We start from the raw sequence: 16,940 nt of genomic DNA, 5'->3' as shown, positions 1-16,940 counted from the left end.
AGATCTTTTAAAGGGACGGTAACGTCACTGCTGTCCCACAAATATCACAAGAAGAACCTCAATTGAGGTTCTTCTTGTTTTCGCCATTTTTTATCAGGCACAAAGAGTGACCTTAAAAGTTTCCTTTCAAATAAATTGACCTGAATAATTCTCAGTAAACGCTGAACACTCCATCCTTCTTGTGCCATGTGTTTAGCGAAGTTCACCAGCAAATAGGCAATTAATGCAATCCATATTTGCGTTTGTATCGCATTGCGGCTTCGACCTAGAAATGACTTCAGTTTTAAATTCTGCTTGATGGCTTTAAAGAATAACTCAATCTTCCAGCGGTCTTTATAAATTGCAGCAATGGTGGATGCTGCCAGATGAAAGTTGTTGCTCAGAAATTCGAATGTTCTTTTCTTATCTGTATCATAAAACTCTATACGTCTTAATAATTCAGGTGCGCCTCTTTTCTTGGCATGCGCACTGCTCAATTCAATACATTCATCCGCAATAATCCCTTTAGTCTCTAATACGCTGCGGCTTGATTTAACTTGATAAACTGTCTTTGGGCGTAGCCGGGTTACAAAGCTGACGTTCTGAAGTGTCAACTGAGCAAACCATTGATAATCAACATATCCTTTATCAAAGACGATAATGCTGCCAGCAGGAAATTTAAATGCTCTGCCTTGCACCATATCATTTTCAATACCATCCCCAAGCGCTACAAATTCAGGAATGGTATTGCTGTGATTTAAGCCAACACTGAGTTTAATACTGGCTTTGGATTCATGCACTTTTGCCCATTCGCACAATGACAGTGAAAGATCAATATGACTGGCATCTAGTGAATACAGTGGATTTTTGAATCTAAATTTATGTGCAGTTTTAGAGTTTTCACAGCGCTGAAGCAGCTGTGTGAACAATTGCTGATACAGGCTGGCGGGCTGTTCTTCGTTGAGTCTTGCTAAGGTGCTTCGCGCAATTCTCTTCGCGCCAAGATGATAGAGCTTTTCCTGCTGGGATTCGAGATTGGATTGAATGTCTCTTAAGCTTTGCCGACAAGAAAGTTGGGACATCAATATGGCAACAAACTGATCCCAGCGGGTGGCTGATCTTAATTTTTGCCCAGAGTGGTGCAGTTTAGCCAGACGTTCAAAATCTTGTCTTAGAATGGGTTTGAGTAATTGATGAAATACGGTATTCTGATGTGACAAAACCTGAGTCCTTTATAGTTAAAGTGTTTGTTTGCACTCATATTTTAACTATTTAGACTCAGGTTTTTTTATTTAAAGCAAACTATGGGACAGTAGTGCGGTAACGTCCCTTTTTTATTTATTCGATTGTTATTTTTTCAACGCTTTAAAAGGAATAGCTTATAATCCTTTGAGCCAGTTTTAGTGTCTAGTCAATGATGAATGCTTTAGAACGTCGTTCAACCTTTGCCTTAAGTAGCATTTTTGCCTTACGCATGTTGGGCTTGTTCATGATTATTCCTGTTTTTTCAGTTGCAGGGCAATCATATCAATACGCAACACCTGCTTTGATCGGTTTAGCTGTCGGGGTGTATGGCTTAACGCAGGCGATCTTACAGATTCCCTTTAGCTTGTTGGCAGATCGTTTTAGTCGTAAGCCACTGGTTGTTCTCGGACTGCTATTGTTTGCGATTGGCGGTGCGATAGCAGGGTTTTCCGAGACGATCTATGGTGTAATCATCGGTCGTGCGATTGCGGGTGCTGGTGCTGTTTCGGCAGTTGTGATGGCCTTGTTGGCAGATGTAACCCGTGAAGAGCAACGAACGAAAGCAATGGCAGCCATGGGTATGAGTATTGGCTTGTCTTTTGTGGTGGCATTTAGTTTAGGGCCGTGGTTGACGAGTTTAGTCGGAATCTCAGGTTTATTTTTTGTCACGACCATCATGGGATTAGCCGCGATCTTAATGTTGTTATTGGTGCCGAAAGTCACTCGCCATCATCGAAATTTTCAACAAGGTTATTGGGCACAACTAAAACAAGTGATTCAAATGGGCGATTTAAATCGCTTGCATGTGTCAGTGTTCTCATTGCATTTATTGCTCACTGCAATGTTTATTTACATCCCTTCGCAATTAATCGACTACGCACAAATTCCTTTAGCAAAACATGGTTTGATTTACTTGCCCTTGTTATTGGTGAGTTTGTTTTTTGCATTTCCGAGCATCATCATTGCGGAAAAGTACCGCAAGATGCGTGGGATTTTTCTATCTGCAATCGCAGGCATTATTGGGGGCTTGTTAATTCTCATTTTTGGTTATGAATCGAAATATGTGTTGCTAACAGGCTTAGGAATTTTCTTTATTGCCTTCAATGTCATGGAAGCTTTATTGCCTTCTTGGTTATCGAAGGTCGCTCCGATTCAGTCCAAAGCCACTGCGATGGGTGTCAATGCAAGTAGTCAGTTTTTAGGTGCTTTTTTTGGTGGAACATTGGGCGGTCAGCTTTTGATGTTACAGAATACGGCGCTTGGCTGGAGTGTGTTAACGGGGATTGCTATACTATGGCTGCTGGTTAGTTTTGGGTTGTCTCAACCAAGATATTTGTCTTCAATCGTGCTTCGACTACCTGAAGCGCAACAAACAGATGAATGGTCTTCAAAATTACTGGCAATTCGTGGTATTGAAGAAGTCGTGGTGATGTCTGAGCAACAAGTTGCTTATATTAAGGTCGATAAACAACATCTAGATGATGCTGCGCGACAAGATTTAACGCACTTGTTGGGTAAAGAGGTAGCCATTTAAGCATAACTCTTATAAAGTAAAACATAGAAATAGATAGGACGTAGACAAGCTAATGCGTGGTGTGAATAAAGTTATTTTAGTCGGTACTTTGGGTAAAGATCCTGAGACAAAAACCTTTCCAAATGGTGGATCACTGACCCAATTTTCGATTGCAACAAGTGAATCGTGGACAGATAAAAATACAGGCGAACGAAAAGAACAAACAGAATGGCATCGTATCGTATTGCATAACCGTTTAGGTGAAATTGCACAGCAATACTTACGTAAAGGTTCGAAAGTTTATATCGAAGGTTCATTGCGTACGCGCCAATGGACAGACCAAAATGGTCAAGAGCGTTACAGCACCGAAATTCGTGGTGACCAAATGCAAATGCTCGATTCTCGCCAGCAAGGTGGTGAGCATCAAGCGGGTAATGATTTTAACCAACCGCGTTTTAACAACAATCAAGGCGGTGGCTACCAAAATACAGGCTATAACAACAACCAAAATGGTTATGGTCAAGGTGGCGGTTTTGGTGGTGGAAATCAGGGCAATTATGCAGGCAGTCCGCAAGCAGGTAATGGTTTTAATACACCAAAAGCCGCACCTCAACCTGCTGCTGCTCCAGCTGACTTAGATGATGATTTACCGTTCTAATCAGTTAAAAGACATGAAAAACCTCTTTTCCTGATCCGAAAAGAGGTTTTTTTATGGAGATTTATTGAAACTAGAAGCCAAGTTTAAATGGAGCTGAATCGAAGTTTAGGGTCTAGACAAATTTCTATTTCGATTCAGATTTTATTTTTAGAAAGGATTTTAAAGAAGGGGTTGATATATTAAATCACTGATTTATTTTAATTAATTTGATGTTGTATTTTTTAATTTGATGATGTTTCCTTTCAATATTGTTTAAAAAACTCGCCGAGATTGAGCATTATTTTTACAATTGGCTCTCTCTGTTATTCTAAAAATGGCTCTCGTTTCTTCAGAGCCGAAACGACAAATTAAAGCCATAGAAAGTATGCATGCGGAAGCGTCGTTTTTAATCCTTATTCCATTCTGGACGGAATAGGTTGAACGACACAGTTTTTAGGAGGTATTTGCGGCATGGTGTATGTGATGCCAAAAGCCGCTAATACCTTCAATATATTAAGGAAAATGATATGGCAGCACATCAAAATGGTTCTGAAGCCAATCTCTCCCAAGGTCTAAAACACGGGCTACAGTCACGCCACCTCACGATGATTTCAATTGCAGGTGTGATCGGTGGTTCTTTATTTGTCGGTTCAGGCAGTATTATTTACAACACAGGACCAGTGGTCTTTCTAACCTATGCCTTAGGTGGTTTACTGGTTTGGTTCATCATGCGTATGTTGGGTGAAATGGCGGTGTTAAACCCAGACAGCGGTTCATTTTCAACTTATGCTGACCGTGCAATTGGTCGGTGGGCAGGCTTTTCAATTGGATGGTTGTATTGGTGTACCTTGGCGATGTTGATGGGATGGGAAGCCTATGTCGCAGGTAAAATTCTGAATAGTTGGTTTCCCTTTATCCCGATTTGGGCTTATATGGTCTTGGTCATCGGCGGATTAGTTGCAGTCAACTTACAAAACGTCAAAAACTATGGTGAGTTTGAGTTTTGGTTTGCTTTGATCAAAGTCATTGCGATCGTGGTGTTTTTGGTGATCGGTAGCTTAGCGATCATGCATTTATGGCCGTGGGGTGATACGTCTGCTTCTGGGATCAGTAATCTAACCGCTCAAGGTTTTATGCCAAATGGCGTATCGTCAGTGATTACGGCATTACTTGGAGTTATGTTTGCCTATATTGGAGCTGAAATTGTCACGGTTGCAGCCGCTGAATCAGAAAATCCATCGAAAGAAATTCGTAAAGCCTCAAATTCAGTGGTTTGGCGAATTGTATTATTTTACGTCGGTTCAATGTTTGTCGCGGTTTGTTTGATTCCACATAATAACGAGTTATTAAAAGACTCAACTTGGGGAACTTATAGTGTGACTTTAACGGCACTCGGTATTCCAGAAGCACGTCATATCGTGAATTTCGTGGTGCTAACTTCAGTATGTAGTTGTTTTAACTCAGCATTGTATACCTGTTCACGTATGCTATTTTCATTATCAAAACGTGGTGATGCACCGAAAAGTTTTGGTTCTGTAAATAGCAAGAGCAGCCCTTGGGTTGGGGTGATTGTGTCATGCTTTTTCTCGGTAATTGCTGTGATTTTAACGGCTACCGAAAGTATGAATGTATATGACTTTTTCATGTTAACTACAGGTGCAGCAACACTGTATGTGTATTTAACCATTGCTTATTCTCAGCTTCGTATGCGTAAAAAGCTTGAAGCAGAGGGCACAAAAATTGAATTTAAAATGTGGTTATTCCCTTATATCACTTATCTCGTGATATTTGCCATTATCGGTGCAATTCTCACCATGTTAATAGAGGGAACCTATTTTAAAGAAGTCATTTACACCACAGCGCTCTTTGGAATTATTGTGTTCTTTGGTTTTGTCTCGCAAAAATTGCGTTGGGGTGAAGAGCGTCGAGCATCTCACCTGAGCCAAGTGCATGAAGAAAAATTGGTCTAAGTTCGTTTAAAAGTAAAAAGAGCCTCAAATCATGAGGCTCTTTTTTTTAGATACGACAATCGTAAAACAGCATCAATTGAGCGTGGGAACACCTGCTTCTCGTAAGCATTGCAATAACACACCAAAAGCCATCACCATGTCTTTTTCATTAACACAGGCGAAGCCCATCAACAGTCCACGTTCAGCGAGAGCATGTGATTGCATGTAATATTGCGACAATGGGCGAACTTTCACGCCTCGTTCTAAGGCTTTACTGGTAATCGCGACATCATCACAATCACTTGGTAATTTGAGAACCAAATGTAAGCCTGCGGCTTCATCATATTCATGTAGAAATTCAGTACCTAGATAGCGTTTGATCAAACTGACCAGATAATCCCGGCGTTTGCCATACAGTAGGCGCATACGTCGAATGTGCGCTTCATAATGACCTTCACGAATAAATTCAGCGAGTGCTTTTTGTTCAAGCAAATGCCCACCACGATATAGTTCTGCTGCCACGATTCTTAAAGATGAGAACAAGGGTTTAGGCACAACGAGATATCCAATTCTGAGTGATGGATAAATGGTTTTACTGAAGGTACCCATGTAGAGCACAGGGGCATTATTTTCTAAACCCTGCAAGGAGGGATAAGGTTGTCCTGAGAATCTAAACTCACTGTCATAATCATCTTCTACGATCCAACTGTTGTGTTGACGAGCAATTTGAATCAATTCTTTGCGTCGATTTACACTGAGATGAGAGCCTAAAGGATATTGATGAGAAGGGGTAACAAAGATCAGTTTAGGCGGTTGAGTTGGATTGTTTTCAGGAATAATACCTTCTGCATCAACGGGCATAGGTTGAATATCCAAGCCATTGATCCTGAGTGTGTTACGCATTCCCCAATATGCGGGATCTTCAATCCAAACACGATCACCAATGTCACTCAGCGCACGAGAAACTAAGTCAATCGCTTGATGAATGCCTTCGGTGATAATGATTTGATCTGCATCACATTGCACAGAGCGGGCGACTTTTAAGTAATCTGCCAAAGCACTCCGAAGTTCAATACATCCCCCAGCATTGCTATAAATCAGTCGATTCACATCAGGTTCACGACTTAAACGTGCTTGAATACGACTAAAAATATGATGTGGAAACTCAGTGACATCAGGTGCCCCGGGTACAAAAGCTCCCCATTGATGCAGTGATGCAGCAGCATAGCCCAATAAGTTTGAGCCACGTTGTGATAGTACATATGAACTTTGGATATTAGGGAGTTCAGGTTTTTTCTTTTTATTTTTGGTGTTTAAGAAACTTTCAGGGAGTTTTTCTGCGACCCAAGTTCCATGTCCTGTACGTGCTTCTAAATATCCTTCTGCTTGTAACTGCTCATAAGCACTCAGCACAGTGTTTCGAGAGACATGAATTTCACTGGCTAAATCACGTGACGCAGGTAAGCGCGTCATCGGTTGAATGACGCCTTCTATGATTGCACCACGTAGACATCGAAAAAGGCGTTGATGTAGTTTTCCCTCCGTGTCTTGTTGGAGCCTTTGCAGCAAATGATCTCCAAGTAAACTACGCAATTGGCTCTCTCCTACAGTTTAAAAATGGCTCTCGTCTCTTGCCTTGAGACGAGCGAAATTACAGCTATAGGCAGTCATTGTATCGCATCCTAAAAATCGACCCCTAGGATGTACGACCAAAGCTGTAACTGATGATGAGATATGAGGGAATAAAATGGATACTCAACATTCTGCACTGAATACACGCAAACAGCAAGCAACGCCACGTGGCGTCGGTGTGATGTGTCAGTGGTATGCAGAAAAAGCTGAAAATGCAACCATTTGGGACAAGGAAGGCAAGCAATATATCGATTTTGCAGGTGGTATTGCAGTACTCAATACAGGCCATCGTCATCCGAAAGTGATCGCGGCTGTCACAGAGCAACTGACTAAATTTACCCATACGGCTTATCAAGTGACACCTTATGAAAGTTATGTTGCTTTGGCTGAACGCATTAATCAGCGCGCGCCGATCGCAGGTGCAGCGAAAACAGCATTTTTCACTACAGGCGCAGAAGCAGTTGAAAATGCAGTGAAGATTGCACGTTCATATACAGGTCGTCACGGTATCATTACTTTTGGTAATGGTTTCCATGGACGCTCATTTATGACTATGGCAATGACAGGTAAAACAGCACCATATAAACGTGACTTTGGTGTGATGCCAGCAGGTGTATTCCATGCGCGTTATCCTGTGCCAGAAAAAGGTATTTCAGTTGCAGCAGCGATTGAAAGTGTTGAAGATATTTTTAGCGAAGATATTGCCCCACATGACGTCGCGGCAATTGTGCTTGAACCTGTACAAGGTGAAGGTGGTTTCAACGTTGTACCTGCCGAATTCTTAAAACGCTTACGTGCTTTGTGTGATAAGCACGGTATTTTATTGGTCGCTGATGAAGTGCAATCTGGTTTTGCGCGCACAGGCAAATTATTTGCCATGAATCATTATGAAACCAAAGCAGATTTGATTACGATGGCGAAAAGCTTGGGTGGTGGTTTCCCAATCTCAGGTGTAGTGGGGCGTGCCGAAGTGATGGATGCACCAAACCCAGGCGGTTTGGGTGGCACCTATGCAGGTAGCCCAATTGCAGTTGCTGCTGCTCATGCGGTGATTGATGCAATCGAAGAAGAAAACTTATGTGATCGTGCCAATGAGCTAGGTACAGAGTTGGTTACTGTTTTAAAAGAAATTCAAGAAACTTCAGGCGATGTTGTTACTCAAATTCGTGCTTTGGGTTCAATGGTCGCTGCAGAGCTAGAAACAGCTGAACAAGCAAAAGCAGTACAAAGTTATGCAATGGAACATGGTTTATTGATTCTCACTTGTGGTAAATACGGTAATGTTATTCGTTTCCTATATCCGTTAACCATTCCTGCTGAGCAATTCCGTCAAGGTCTCGATATTTTAAAACAAGGTTTTGCAGCATTAACAGCAGACAGTGCACAAGCAGTGGAGCAATCTGCATGATTCAAAACAATTTGCAGTATTTATTACAGCACCCCGATATTTCATTAGCTGCACCTGCGGCTCATAACGATATCGAAGTGAAAGATGCTGCGACAGGTGAAACACTGGCATGGGTGAAAAGTTATGACCGTGCTGGTGTTGAAGCCGCGATTCAGCGTTCAGCCCAAGCCCAAGCTGCATGGAAAAAGCAAACTGCTTTAGTTCGTGCCGATGTGCTTTGGGCATGGTATCAGTTGATGCTTGAGCATAAAGAAAATCTTGCACAGATTTTAACTGCCGAACAAGGTAAACCGTTGGCTGAAGCTCGTGGTGAAATTGGTTATGCCGCTTCATTCATCCGTTGGTTTGCTGAGCAAGCTCGTCGTATTGATGGTGAAGTGTTAACGCCAACATTGCCAAATCAACGTTTACTTGTTATTAAACAAGCAATCGGGGTGACTGCTGCGATTACGCCGTGGAACTTCCCTGCGGCGATGATCACACGTAAAGCTGCACCAGCAATTGCGGCGGGTTGTTCGATGTTGGTCAAACCGGCTGAACAAACGCCTTTGACTGCATATGCACTGGAAGTGTTAGCTCTCAAAGCAGGTTTGCCTGCCGATATCTTGTTAAATATCAGTGGTGATGCGATTGAAGTTGGCAAAACACTGTGCGAGAGCGATATTGTACGTAAGTTGAGCTTTACAGGTTCAACCCAAGTGGGGCGCATTTTAATGCAGCAATGTGCGCCGACGATTAAGAAGTTATCGCTCGAATTGGGTGGTAATGCACCTGTATTGGTGTTTGATGATGCCAATCTCGATCAAGCCGTTCAGGGCATTATGGCGAGTAAATATCGCAATAGTGGTCAGACTTGCGTATGTGCGAATCGAATTTATGTACAAGATGGTATCTACGATGCTTTGGCGGATAGGTTAGTTGAAGCTGTGGCTAAGCTACAAGTCGGTGATGGTCGTCAGGAAACATCAACGCAAGGTCCATTGATTGATGAAGATGCGATTGCCAAAGTCCAGTCACATATTGCTGATGCGACTTCAAAAGGCGCGACAATACGTATTGGTGGTCAGCGTTCAGCACTCGGTGGCACTTTCTTTGAACCGACGGTACTGACCAACGTCACTCAAGACATGAGAGTATCTAAAGAAGAGACCTTTGGTCCACTGGCGCCGTTATTCCGTTTCAAAACTGAAGACGAAGCCGTAGCCATGGCAAATGATACGGAATTTGGTTTGGCCGCATATGTGTTTACTCAAAGCGCAGCTCGTCAATGGCGTGTTGGTGAGGCACTTGAATATGGCATGGTTGGAATTAACACAGGAGCAATTTCAAATGAAGTTGCGCCATTTGGTGGAGTTAAACAATCAGGCTTAGGTCGTGAAGGTTCAAAATTCGGCATTGAGGAATATCTCGAAATGAAATACCTCTGTGTGGATTTATCTGAGTAAATCTTGGATAACTGAACACTCAAATGTGTTCGATAAAAACGGTCATGCCCATTCATGACCGTTTTTTTATTAAGCCGAAAGATAACCTTTGTGGCTCTCAGACAAACTTCTTAAATGTTCAATCAAGGTTTCGATCAGGCGTTCGACGACAAGGCGTTGTCCTTTTCGAGATACGTAGACCAATTGCAAGGTCCCAATATTAGATTTCCATTCAGGCATCAAATGAATCAGTTTACCTTTGCGAATGTCGGATTCCACAGTTAAGAATGGTAGGTCAGCGATACCTAAACCATCTGCTACTGCATAATACACACCGGCCAAATCATTACTTTTGATTCGCGGTTGATAGGGAACATCCATCGTTTCCCCTGTGCGAGTATTGCAAAAATGCCAAATATAATTTGCTTTTTGGGTGCCTAGGCTAATGCTTGGATAATCTTTAAGATCAGAAAAATGCTTGATGCTGCGACCTTGGAGTAACTCAGGGGAGGCAACTAGACAATGATCTGTTTTAATGACATCTCGAACAATTAAATTAGAATCTTCATTTGGTTCAAAATTGGTTCGAATCGCGAGATCAATATCATCATGTAAAATATCCACTCGTCGACTGGTGAGCTCAAGTGATATTTCTACTTTAGGATAGGTTTTTAAAAATTGATTGAGGATTTTGCGAATTTGAAAATGCATCATTAACGGTGGACAGCTAATTTTAACTAAGCCTTGTGGTTCGCTTTTTTGTTTGAGTAAGACATTTTCCGCACACTCAACTTGAGTGATGACTTTACAGCACTCTTCATAAAATTCTTGACCTAATTCGGTCACTTTAAAATGTCGAGTTGTACGCTGAATGAGGCTGACATTAAATTTATTTTCTAGGTCAATGATACGGCGGCTGAGCTTTGATTTGCTGATATTTTCTGCTTCACTTGCAGCACTAAACCCACCATGTTTTACCACTAGATAGAAATAATAATAATCATCAAATGAGTTCATCAAGGCAGATCAAATCCTATAACTATTCAGTTGAGAATAGCATGAACTATTCTCAACTGATGGAGCAGGTCAATTATTTTTGATTAGTGTTTTGATTATAGCTGTTGATCAAATTACGATAATCTGGAATGTGGTTTGAGAATAATGTTCCCAATCCTTCAATATCATTACGCCAGACACGATGTAACTCACACGCCATACCAAACCATGTCATTAATTGAGCACCCGCTTTAGACATACGATCCCATGCTGCATCACGAGTCAACTCATTAAACGCACCTGAAGCATCGGTAATTACAAAAACTTCAAATTCTTCAGCAAGTGCTGATAGTGTTGGGAAAGCCACACAAACTTCAGTCACAACACCTGCAATAATCAATTGTTTTTTGCCAGTTGCTTTAACCGCTTTAACGAAATCTTCATTGTCCCATGCATTAATCTGACCTGGACGCGCAATATAAGGCGCATCGGGGAACATTTCTTTAAGTTCAGGAACGAGGGGACCATTTGGACCATTTTCAAAACTTGTTGTTAGGATTGTCGGTAAATTAAAATATTTCGCAGCATCTGCAAGTGCCAACACATTATTTTTAAATTTGTCAGGATCGATATCGCGGACTAATGACAATAAGCCTGTTTGATGATCGACCAATAACACAGCCGCATTATTCTTATCTAAACGAATATAGTCTTGGCTCATGATTTTATTCTCAAGTTGTTTTAGGTTGATTTTGAAAGAAAGGCTTCGATTGAAGCTTGAAATTAAAATTATGCTATTGGAAATTTTCTAGGTTCAGAAGTCTGAAAAATGAGACAAACAATACTATAAATAGGATTATTTAAGTCTCATCCTGATTTATACCCTGTGACCAAGTTATTTGTCCTATTTATGAAATAATGTGTTGCTGTCCTGTGCCTATAAGTCTGTCTCCGTGAGGCGTAGAATAATCATCAAGATCGCAACTTCTACACTTTAGGAGTAAAAAGATGAAAACGATTACAGGTATTTATCAAAATAAACATATGCATTGGGTGGGTGATGGTTTCCCAGTGTACAACTTATTTTCTTATGATCGCTTAGGGCAAACAATCAGTCCTTTTTTACTTTTGGACTACGCAGCACCTTATCGCTTTGAACCAACTACAGTTCAGCATGGCGTGGGTACACATCCACACCGTGGATTCGAAACTGTAACAATAGCTTATCAGGGTGAAGTGACACACAAAGACTCAGCAGGTGGCGGCGGTACGATCAAAACTGGTGATGTACAGTGGATGACTGCTGGCTGTGGAATTCTGCATCAAGAGTTTCATTCTCCTGAGTTTGCTCAGCAAGGTGGTTTGTTTGAAATGGTGCAACTATGGGTCAATTTACCTGCACACTCAAAAATGACACCTGCAAAGTATCAAGCGATTGAATCTAGCAAGATTCAGAAAATCGCATTAGATGATGTGGGCAGCGAGTTACGTGTGATTGCGGGCGAATACCAAGACCTTGCAGGTGCAGCAACAACATTTAGTCCAGTCAATGTTTGGGATGGTCAATTGATCGAAGGTCAAAGCCATACGTTCTATGTGCCTGAAGGACACACCACATTGTTTGTGCTGTTGTCAGGTCAGGTTGTATTGAGTAATCAAACCATTGATTCTCCAAGTTTAGTCGTGTTAAGCCGTGAAGAGATTGATTTTGCTGTTCAAGCAACTCAGAACAGTAAATTCTTGATCTTAACTGGCCAACCATTGAATGAACCAATCGAAGGTTATGGTCCATTTGTAATGAACAATAAAGCGGAAATCGTTGATGCAATTAATGATTTTAATCGTGGTAAGTTTGGAATAATGAATTAAGTTTAACCAAACATTGATTCATATAAGAAAGCCCATAACTCCTTTGACGTTATGGGCTTTCGGCTATAAGGTTCCTCTATTGATTATTTTAATGTTATGTCACTTATAATTATGCAGTTTATTATGTGACTCAGTTTTCATTGTTGTGTAATCAGAATAGCCCCATTTTTGTGACTTGCAAAGGGGGATCAGCGTGAAAAATGGAAAAATAAAGAACGATCTGTATATTTTTATTATTCATTTAATAATAAAATTAATTTATTCATAAGCTTACGATTAAAAAATCAGCTGTGCTAAATGTAACAATACATGAAGACATTATTACTACAAAAGTATGGCTTAAATGCTGAATCTGGTATTTTTTAATACGGCATTTGGGTTAACTATCAGTCATAATCAAGAAAAATCATCAACTGATGGGACAAAAATTTTGGATATTGCAATTATTGGCAGTGGAATGGCAGGACTCGCTGCCGCCAGAATCCTACATGATGCAGGGCACAAAGTAACCATATTCGAAGCACTCGCTGGACGAGGTATGGATAGCCACAGTATCGAATTCGATGGTGGTATTATTGATGCACCCTTACGTGTGATGAATCCTAAACTTTGGAAGAATACCTTAAGTTTAGCCAGTCACTTAGGAATAGAAACGTTTCCAGTGCGCACGTTTATGGCGTGTAGTTGGTTGTTTGAAGACAAAACAGACACATGGTTGACCACTTCGCGCAGTCGAATTGGTAACTTTCCGATTATTAATAACCGCAAAGGCATTCAGCAATATGGCTGGCGTCTCGTAAAAGGGATGTTGCAACTCAAAACTGCTGTTAATCAATTTTTCAAATCAGATAATCAAGACATCACCTTAGCTGAATTCATGAATCAATATCATATTGAAGAAGTATTTTGGCATGGTACGGTGATGCCAGTGCTGTACACCATTTGTACATGCCATCCTAAAACCATTGGTGAATGGCCAGCTAAACCATTACTTGAATTTGTACGTCAATTGACGGAAGGCGAAGCACTACTACGAATGAAAGGTGGAACACCTGCTTTGGTGAATCGTTTAATCGAAGGGATTGAAATTCATAGTGGTGCGCCCGTTCAGAAGGTTGAAGAGCACAGCGATAAAGTATTGGTCGACAATGGACAAGGTGAAAGCAAAGCTTTTGACCGTGTTGTGATTGCAACGCCGACACCTGTGATTGAGAATTTCTTAAAGCAGCCTCAATTTGCTGATGACATCGACATATTGAAAAAGTTCAGATTTGAAGATGGTGATTTGGTGATTCATACCGATCCTGTCGTCATGCCAGCACGTCGTAAAGATTGGGCTGTATTGAGCTATATGATGGATCGTAAATTTACCCGCCAACAATTTACAGTTTGGATTAATGCAGTTGAACCATCTTTAGTGGGAAAAAATGCAGTGTTCCAAACTTGGTGTCCAGTCATTGACATCGATCCAAAGAAAATTATTTCTAAGGTTAAATTGACACGAGCAGTGGTTGATTTAGAAACTGTTGCTTTGAATAAAGAGATTCAACAACGTCATCTACAACAGAATCGTAAGGTCTTTTATTGTGGTTCTTGGTCATGTGATGGCTTGCCAATTTTAGAATCAGCAGTGACTTCTGCGATGCATATTGCAGAAATTTTAGGTGCCCCAGTTCCATTTGTTGGACTTAAACCACAAGTTAAAGTTGCACCTGAACTCGGTTACTAAATATGAAGCGCTTCAAGCAAGCATGGATTGAAAGCCTCATCGGGCATAAATATGCCATAGATGCAAAACGACTTGGTGATGAATCTAGGCTTGCTTGGAGTAATTTAGGATATTGGCAACAGCTACAGGATTATCCCTTAGCATGTCAAACGTTAGCAGATCAAATCGCTGAGGCAGTTCAGCTTAAAGGTTCCGATCGTGTTTTAGATCTCGGATGTGGGCAAGGTGCAAGTTTATTGCATTGGATTGAGCAGTATCATGTTCGTCAACTCAGTGCAGTGGAGCTGCAAGCTGAATGTGTCAAACGAATTCAACATGAGTTACCGCAGGTTGAAATTTATTGCCAATCCTTTTTAGATTTACAGCAACCCGTTACTTTGAATTTATTTGATGTGGTGCTGTGTTTGGATGCAGCTTATCACAGTGATTTGAATTCATTTCTTCTCTCAGCATCATCAGTTTTAAATTCAAAAGGACGAATTGCTTTTCATTATTTAATGTGGTCTGACCGTTGGCAAAACTGTTCTCAACTCCAAAAGCAACAATACCGTTATTTATTAAAGGCTGCGGATGTTAATGATTTAAACCTTCAAACAGAGTCAAAATTGCGTCTAAACTTGCTAGAAAATGGTCTAGATGACATCATTATTCAAGATTTTTCAGAACCCGTTTTAAACGGTTTTTCAAATTTTATAAAAAATAAAACCGCAATAAAAAAACCGTTTGATTTTGCTCAACTTAAGATTGAGATGACTGCCAAGTTGTGTGCAAAGCTCTACCATGATGGATTGGTGCGGTATATTCAGGTGAGTGCAGTCAAAAAGTGAAAATAATATGCCAGTCTTATATTCAGGATCATGCTTATGTGGTGCGGTCAGTTATCAAGCTAGTGTAGAGCCACATTATCAATTTAATTGTCATTGTCGAGATTGTCAGAAAGCAACAGGTGCTGCATATGCGCCGATCGCATTTTTTCATCAATCAGAACTCAATATTCAGGGTGAACTTCATTATTTTGAATCATTTGGTGCATCTGGGAAGCCAATTCGACGTGCATTTTGCCCGAGATGCGGCTCGCAAATGTTTGGGTTACCAGAAATAGTACCAGATATGATTTCGATTCGTGCAGGAACTTTGGATGATCCAAGTTTGTATCAACCGCAAGCAGAAATTTTTGTGAGTCATGCAAATCAGTGGGATATGTTAAATCCAGAGCTTTTGCATTTTGAGAAAATGATGAGGAAGAAAAAGTAGAAAATGGTGCCGGCACACGGATTCGAACTGTGGACCTACTGATTACAAGTCAGTTGCTCTACCAACTGAGCTATGCCGGCAACGTGGCGAGAATTATAGATAATCCGTAGAAAAAAACAAGCGAAAAAATGAGCAAATAATTCGATTTATCCCCACTAAAAATTTTTATATCAAATTTTGATCAATTTTTGCTTGTTTGAAAGTGAGATGTATGGGAAGAGCTGCTAAAACTGCAAAAGTACTTGCCCCGATTCAGAACTATATGAGTGGGATGCCCTAGAAAATATTTATAAATATTAGGAGTGACACTTTATGCCATAACACGAGAAATGTGGTTTTTTTGTGTCAAAAATTAAAACTAAATATATAACAAATATATAAAAAATCATTTTTTCATTGAATTTTTTTTGCTTTCTATGTATTGATATGAATTAAGCATTTCTGCATTTAAATTAGGGATAGTTCATGATTGATGTGCAATATTCCGAAAATGTCTCAATTCTTCAATTATCTGATACTGCTTTTGTATTGAAGATCAATGATGCGAAGGTATATCACTTTTTATTGACACACTGTGAGCGAGAATTGGGCTGGGGAAAAATGATTCAAACTTCTCAATCATTTTTAAATGGTGAGATTGAATATCAAATTAATCTTGCGGAAATGGATGTTGAACACTTTGGGCGAGAGTTTTTTATGTTAGAGCCTGAGTTATTGGACAACATTTCGAAAAATTAAAGCTACAGATATGACTGATTTGTTGAAGTATCAATATTTATCCTGAATAAAAATACATACTTATTGGTTTTGCCATCTCATCCCCAAGAGGTGGCTTTTTTTATGTTTGTTTTGTGACTTGATTTAATCTGAATCGTCTAGGGATTTGTATAAAAAATTAAGGAATAAAATTTATATGAATTACTCTATCTCAATTCGTATCGCAACCAACTCAGGATTTAATAGGATATATTGGAAAACATAAGGCAATAAAAAAAGCTTAAACCCTTTAGATTTAAGCTTTTAGAACTCTATGAGACATCATAGAAACTAAATTTGGCGAGAGAGTCCGTCAGGTTCAATATCTAAATATATGAATTATTGAAACATAAAAAATCAGGGCTGTAAATGTACCGACATTTATACCGACATCATTATGAAATTGAGAGTTTAAATAAGAGAGCTTATTTGTTTAGCAAATTGAAATACAGCTAGATGCTTATAAGAATAGCGATACAAAGAAGGTGGAGATAGAGTGTTGTCACTGAGTGTGTGCAACCGAAGTTGCTCAAATATTAAACTGACTAA

Annotated in this window: 14 protein-coding genes and 1 tRNA gene; 10 read left to right on the top strand and 5 right to left on the bottom strand. The window is 40.2% G+C overall.

The window, feature by feature from the left end; genetic code table 11:
* Positions 1-44: 44 nt before the first annotated feature.
* Positions 45-1,199 carry an IS4 family transposase gene (locus tag R2H34_RS15610; protein WP_108565295.1) on the bottom strand — a complete coding sequence of 385 codons (1,155 nt, stop codon included), beginning with the start codon at positions 1,197-1,199 and terminating at the stop codon, positions 45-47.
* Positions 1,200-1,393: 194 nt separating this feature from the next.
* Here R2H34_RS15610 and R2H34_RS15605 point away from each other — a divergent pair, with 194 nt between their 5' ends.
* The 3 genes from R2H34_RS15605 (at position 1,394) to R2H34_RS15595 (ending at position 5,344) form a co-directional block, all read left to right on the top strand.
* Positions 1,394-2,758 (top strand): MFS transporter, encoded by a 1,365-nt coding sequence (locus R2H34_RS15605; RefSeq protein ID WP_005403380.1) that lies wholly within the window; start codon positions 1,394-1,396, stop codon positions 2,756-2,758.
* Positions 2,759-2,810: 52 nt separating this feature from the next.
* Positions 2,811-3,395 (top strand): single-stranded DNA-binding protein, encoded by a 585-nt coding sequence (gene ssb, locus R2H34_RS15600; protein ID WP_004909838.1) that lies wholly within the window; start codon positions 2,811-2,813, stop codon positions 3,393-3,395.
* Positions 3,396-3,901: 506 nt separating this feature from the next.
* Entirely contained in the window at positions 3,902-5,344 is a 1,443-nt protein-coding gene (locus R2H34_RS15595) for an amino acid permease (protein ID WP_005403379.1), read from the top strand.
* 72 nt (positions 5,345-5,416) lie between these two features.
* On the opposite strand, the gene R2H34_RS15590 is transcribed toward R2H34_RS15595, so the two are convergent.
* Positions 5,417-6,916 carry a PLP-dependent aminotransferase family protein gene (locus tag R2H34_RS15590; protein ID WP_318342345.1) on the bottom strand — a complete coding sequence of 500 codons (1,500 nt, stop codon included), beginning with the start codon at positions 6,914-6,916 and terminating at the stop codon, positions 5,417-5,419.
* Positions 6,917-7,070: 154 nt separating this feature from the next.
* Here R2H34_RS15590 and gabT point away from each other — a divergent pair, with 154 nt between their 5' ends.
* Both gabT and R2H34_RS15580 read left to right on the top strand, forming a co-directional pair.
* Positions 7,071-8,363: a 4-aminobutyrate--2-oxoglutarate transaminase gene (gene gabT, locus R2H34_RS15585; RefSeq protein ID WP_004964859.1), complete on the top strand. Its 1,293-nt coding sequence runs from the start codon at positions 7,071-7,073 to the stop codon at positions 8,361-8,363.
* On the top strand, positions 8,360-9,808 hold the full coding sequence (locus R2H34_RS15580) for an NAD-dependent succinate-semialdehyde dehydrogenase (protein ID WP_004964855.1): 1,449 nt from the start codon (positions 8,360-8,362) through the stop codon (positions 9,806-9,808). Before gabT ends, R2H34_RS15580 begins: the two co-directional genes overlap by 4 nt.
* A 69-nt stretch (positions 9,809-9,877) precedes the next feature.
* On the opposite strand, the gene R2H34_RS15575 is transcribed toward R2H34_RS15580, so the two are convergent.
* Both R2H34_RS15575 and ycaC read right to left on the bottom strand, forming a co-directional pair.
* Positions 9,878-10,804: a LysR substrate-binding domain-containing protein gene (locus R2H34_RS15575; RefSeq protein ID WP_087540977.1), complete on the bottom strand. Its 927-nt coding sequence runs from the start codon at positions 10,802-10,804 to the stop codon at positions 9,878-9,880.
* Positions 10,805-10,877: 73 nt separating this feature from the next.
* Positions 10,878-11,504 carry an isochorismate family cysteine hydrolase YcaC gene (gene ycaC / locus R2H34_RS15570; protein WP_004964852.1) on the bottom strand — a complete coding sequence of 209 codons (627 nt, stop codon included), beginning with the start codon at positions 11,502-11,504 and terminating at the stop codon, positions 10,878-10,880.
* 287 nt (positions 11,505-11,791) lie between these two features.
* Between ycaC and R2H34_RS15565 the strand changes: the two genes are divergently transcribed.
* The 4 genes from R2H34_RS15565 (at position 11,792) to R2H34_RS15550 (ending at position 15,635) form a co-directional block, all read left to right on the top strand.
* The gene (locus tag R2H34_RS15565) at positions 11,792-12,652 is read left to right on the top strand and encodes a pirin family protein (protein WP_004964851.1); all 861 of its coding nucleotides are present in this window, start codon (positions 11,792-11,794) and stop codon (positions 12,650-12,652) included.
* 430 nt (positions 12,653-13,082) lie between these two features.
* On the top strand, positions 13,083-14,381 hold the full coding sequence (locus tag R2H34_RS15560; protein ID WP_026057365.1) for an FAD-dependent oxidoreductase: 1,299 nt from the start codon (positions 13,083-13,085) through the stop codon (positions 14,379-14,381).
* Positions 14,382-14,383: 2 nt separating this feature from the next.
* Entirely contained in the window at positions 14,384-15,208 is an 825-nt protein-coding gene (locus R2H34_RS15555) for an SAM-dependent methyltransferase (protein ID WP_004964848.1), read from the top strand.
* Positions 15,209-15,215: 7 nt separating this feature from the next.
* Entirely contained in the window at positions 15,216-15,635 is a 420-nt protein-coding gene (locus R2H34_RS15550) for a GFA family protein (RefSeq protein WP_004964846.1), read from the top strand.
* 4 nt (positions 15,636-15,639) lie between these two features.
* Here R2H34_RS15550 and R2H34_RS15545 read toward each other — a convergent pair.
* Positions 15,640-15,715: transfer RNA gene (locus tag R2H34_RS15545), tRNA-Thr, on the bottom strand.
* Between the two features lie 385 nt (positions 15,716-16,100).
* On the opposite strand from R2H34_RS15545, the gene R2H34_RS15540 reads away from it, so the two are divergent.
* Positions 16,101-16,373: a hypothetical protein gene (locus R2H34_RS15540; RefSeq protein ID WP_004951410.1), complete on the top strand. Its 273-nt coding sequence runs from the start codon at positions 16,101-16,103 to the stop codon at positions 16,371-16,373.
* Positions 16,374-16,940 lie beyond the last annotated feature (567 nt).

The organism is Acinetobacter sp. 16 (assembly GCF_033439925.1).
GTDB lineage: Bacteria > Pseudomonadota > Gammaproteobacteria > Pseudomonadales > Moraxellaceae > Acinetobacter > Acinetobacter junii.
The sequence above is the reverse complement of the archived record's forward strand: the minus strand, read 5'-3'. Positions and strand labels throughout refer to the sequence as shown.